Origin of the sequence: Aliivibrio logei (assembly GCF_001691055.1) — a bacterium.
In the GTDB taxonomy this organism is placed as follows: domain Bacteria; phylum Pseudomonadota; class Gammaproteobacteria; order Enterobacterales; family Vibrionaceae; genus Aliivibrio; species Aliivibrio salmonicida.
The window spans coordinates 1-3,623 of sequence record NZ_MAJU01000021.1; the positions used below are offsets into that span (position 1 = coordinate 1).

Below are 3,623 nucleotides of genomic sequence, written 5' to 3' on the forward strand. Positions count from 1 at the left end.
ATTCTGTGGGGCACACCAGCAACCATGTGATTACATTCAATTAAATGATAAAATTTAGTCTTAACTTTATATTAAAGGATTGAAATAATGAAATATCAATTAAGCATTAGCTATTTGACCGATGACGATCTAAGACCATATCGTCCTACTATTCCTGAACATGAGGAAGCTGATATTTTTATTCAAGCTTTCGTTGAAGATATTAGTTTATTCTCCTGTACTACATCAGCATATTTGGAACAACTTACCGTAATAATCGAGCTTAAATCAGATTTTAATCTTAAAAACTTGAATGATGAATTAAAGGTAATGAACCCGATATATAGGGAAATGTTTAAAACAACAGGCTTTTTTAAAGTTTAGCCAAATATTATTATATTTTATAAAGGTTTGTTGTATGAGTGAAATTATTGAGCAAATTGAATGGTTGAAAAGACAATTTTCCTCAGAAGCTAAAAAAGTTCGAACTAATGCTAGGGAAAGGATTAATTATACATACTACAAACGCGTAATCGAAAATACGAAACGAAAGCATCCAAATGACCCTCTGCTAGACGGTCTAGATGTACTTTTATTTGAGTTTTATATGTTAGCAGAAGAGTATAATGGTTAACGTTAGAGTTGCCTAACAATTGCATCAACACGATTTACTACACTCGGCAATCTCAGTTTGCCGAGTGTTTCTCGTTTTAGGGCGTCAATTTTAAGTATAATTGTATAGTAGTAAACGTGTTATGCAGGCGTTATATTTTTTTGAGGTATTGATGGAACATATTATAAATAAATCATTTGAGAAAATGATCTCGACTTATGAAAATACATTAAACAATTTTTACCCTGCTAGAGGTAGTTCTGGATTTACTGAAGCCAATCAAACTCATATTTATATTAATGCACTAATGCACAGTTTAGATGATGAAAAAGCCGTGTCTTGGTTAGAGTTTCCTTGGGAGTCAAAAGAACAACATATTGATGGTTTTGTTTATTCTCCTAAGTATAAATCTGTGTTTTATATCGAAGCGAAGCGTTTGTCTCATACTAAGAAAAAACAAGAAATAATCCGCGATATTGAAAGACTCTATTGTCCAAATAAAGAATTCGTAACTCAATGCGGTATTGTCGATTTTGATAGTGAATTTGTAATTGCGTTATCTGATGTGTGGTTGGAAACTAAGTGGAAAAAATCAATGCCAGAATGGTGGTGTGGTATTGATAATGTACCTAATCAAGTGAAGCGTTGGGAATCAAAAAAAAATGTATTAATTAAGCCTGAAAGTACGATTTGTTCAGAATTAAAAAATGATTGGTCTGCTAGTTTTAGGCAAGCTTATTGGTTAGGTGAGAATGTTAGTTCAGTGAGTAATTACTGTTTATTAATGGCAGCATCAAAAATATAACAAATGCATCAACACGATTTGCTACATTCGGCATTGTAGGTTTGCCTTTAGTTTCAGTGATTAAGGCGTTAAAATTCAGCTAAGTCTGTATCGTAGCAAACGTGTTATGCAGGCGTTATGTGCTAAAAGGAATAATTTATGATTCATTCGGAAAATCATCATATTAGGCAATTTTTCCCACTTGTTTGTAAAGCTATAGGGAAAGGATTAGAGGCTTTGGAAAATGATGTAAAAAACTATACGGCATCACCTTTAGAAATATATGCACAAAGTATATTTTCTAGAGTGTATGAAATAGATAATGCATTTAAAAACATGTCGTTAACCTTAGAGTATCTTGAAAAAAAGACCTATCCAGATACTGAATTTAGTTTTTCAGAGCATCATGCGTTTCATGTGGAAAATTTTTTACTTCGTTTAACTAGTGTCGTTGATCGTTGTTACCTCTTAGCTGGGTCAACTATATTAATGGCAGAGAAAAAAATTGAAAAATTAGGTGGAAATAAGAAGGTAGAAAATCAGCTTAAGGGGTTTTCTCCTGAATCTGCAAAGATTCTAAAAAAAATGAATGATGAAATAGATGTCTTGAAAAAGTCTCGAAACAAAGTCGCTCATCAAGCTGGTTTTTCAAGTAAAAACCTTTGTGTTGTTCAAGCTATCGAAAATTCAGAAAGTGAAGCTCAAGTTGAAAGCATTACGGATATTATGTCTTTAGAGGAAATTAAGGATGTTGTAATCAAAGATTCTATATATCAATTTCAGAAAGTATCAAGTGCGATGGATCAATTGGTTACAGATTTAATTGAAAGTTTATCTTTTGTTTACAATGGCTTGTTAGAACGCACATAACAAATGCATCAACACGATTTGCTACATTCGGCATTGTAGGTTTCTTTAGGTTTACCGCATTAAGTGGTAAATTTAGCTTAATCTGCATGGTAGCAAACGTGTTATGCAGGCGTTATGTTTACTTTTAAAATTTGACGAAAACCTTAATTAGTTAGATAATAGGGATACTTGTTAAGTGTTGTACTTCAATGTCTTAGCAAGAGAAGTACAGTTAAACGTATTGATGATGTGTCAGTGACCGTTGTTCGTCTGTCTTACGATAAAGATTATGTTTATCTGGTTCGATACTTCGTTGCTTTCACTCGAACTGAAAGCTCCCAAATCGTATTTTATTTGATTAGCTATCAGTAAAATATGCGTGGCGGCCAGCCACGTTAAAATTCAGGATTAATACCTGAGTCGGCTCGGGTTTATTGGGCTAATTTTATGTTTACCTTAAAAACTCGAAACTTTATGGTTTCTATTGATGTAGCAGCAATCATCAAAGCATTTGTATGGCTGACGTTACTATTTCCAATATAACCTTGGTAAGGGCAGTATATCTGCCCTTTATCAAAATCAATTCAATAAGTATCTCTCTTAAACATAACAATCGCATTAACACGATTTGCTACATTCGGCATTCTTGGTTTCTTTAAGTTTACCGTGTTAAGTGGTAAATTTAAGCTTAATCTGCATAGCAGCAAACGTGTTATGCAGGCGTTATAACGCAGGGTGAATATGGATAGAATCATCACATTAATTGAGAAAGATGAATTGAGGGTCAAGGCTCTTGATTGTGTTCGACAACTCAATTTACCTCATTGCTATTTAGCCGCTGGTTTCGTCCGAAATTTGGTGTGGGATCATTTGCATCAGAAATCAGTATTTACGCCTTTGAATGACGTTGATGTTGTTTATTTCGATGAAACTGAATCTAATCCTGAAAACTACAAACTAATCGAATCTCAGCTTTCTGCATTGATGCCAGAATTGAATTGGGAAGTGCGTAATCAAGCAATTATGCACAAACGAAATGGCGATAAACCGTATTTAAGTATTATCGACGCAATGAGTTATTGGCCAGAAAAAGAAACAGCGGTAGCCATACGAAAATTAGACAATGGTAAATACGAATGTATTTCTGCTTTTGGCTTTGAATCGTTGTTTAATTTGCAGGTTACACATAATCCTAAGCGTTCTTTAAAAATCTTCAGTGACCGTGTAACGTCGAAAGGTTGGCTAGGTCATTGGTCTAAATTGAGAACTGCGTTATAACAAAGCAATCAACACGATTTACTACATTCGGCGTTGTGGGTTTGTCTTTAGTTTCAGTGATTAAGGCGGTAAAATTCAGCTAAGTCTGTGTCGTAGTAAACGTGTTATTGCGGCGTTGTG

Annotated in this window: 5 protein-coding genes; all 5 read left to right on the plus strand. The window is 34.0% G+C overall.

All coding sequences use genetic code 11. From position 1 onward, the window contains the following. The first annotated feature begins 87 nt into the window (after positions 1 to 87). The 5 genes from A6E04_RS15530 to A6E04_RS15550 all read left to right on the plus strand — a co-directional run bounded on the left by A6E04_RS15530 (position 88) and on the right by A6E04_RS15550 (position 3,503). Entirely contained in the window at positions 88 to 363 is a 276-nt protein-coding gene (locus A6E04_RS15530) for a hypothetical protein (protein ID WP_065611793.1), read from the plus strand. 34 nt (positions 364 to 397) lie between these two features. Continuing rightward, positions 398 to 613 (plus strand): hypothetical protein, encoded by a 216-nt coding sequence (locus A6E04_RS15535; RefSeq protein ID WP_065611794.1) that lies wholly within the window; start codon positions 398 to 400, stop codon positions 611 to 613. A gap of 151 nt (positions 614 to 764) precedes the next feature. After that, the gene (locus tag A6E04_RS15540; protein ID WP_065611795.1) at positions 765 to 1,397 is read left to right on the plus strand and encodes a hypothetical protein; all 633 of its coding nucleotides are present in this window, start codon (positions 765 to 767) and stop codon (positions 1,395 to 1,397) included. Positions 1,398 to 1,535: 138 nt separating this feature from the next. Then, positions 1,536 to 2,246 carry a Cthe_2314 family HEPN domain-containing protein gene (locus tag A6E04_RS15545; RefSeq protein ID WP_065611796.1) on the plus strand — a complete coding sequence of 237 codons (711 nt, stop codon included), beginning with the start codon at positions 1,536 to 1,538 and terminating at the stop codon, positions 2,244 to 2,246. Positions 2,247 to 2,966: 720 nt separating this feature from the next. Beyond that, positions 2,967 to 3,503, plus strand: coding sequence for a nucleotidyltransferase family protein (locus tag A6E04_RS15550; RefSeq protein WP_065611797.1), 537 nt, complete (start codon positions 2,967 to 2,969; stop codon positions 3,501 to 3,503). Positions 3,504 to 3,623: the final 120 nt, after the last annotated feature.

Coding starts and splice junctions, on each gene's coding strand:
- A6E04_RS15550 (WP_065611797.1), top strand. CDS start 2,967: ATGGATAGAATCATCACATTAATTGAGAAAGATGAATTGAGGGTCAAG.
- A6E04_RS15535 (WP_065611794.1), top strand. CDS start 398: ATGAGTGAAATTATTGAGCAAATTGAATGGTTGAAAAGACAATTTTCC.
- A6E04_RS15545 (WP_065611796.1), top strand. CDS start 1,536: ATGATTCATTCGGAAAATCATCATATTAGGCAATTTTTCCCACTTGTT.
- A6E04_RS15540 (WP_065611795.1), top strand. CDS start 765: ATGGAACATATTATAAATAAATCATTTGAGAAAATGATCTCGACTTAT.
- A6E04_RS15530 (WP_065611793.1), top strand. CDS start 88: ATGAAATATCAATTAAGCATTAGCTATTTGACCGATGACGATCTAAGA.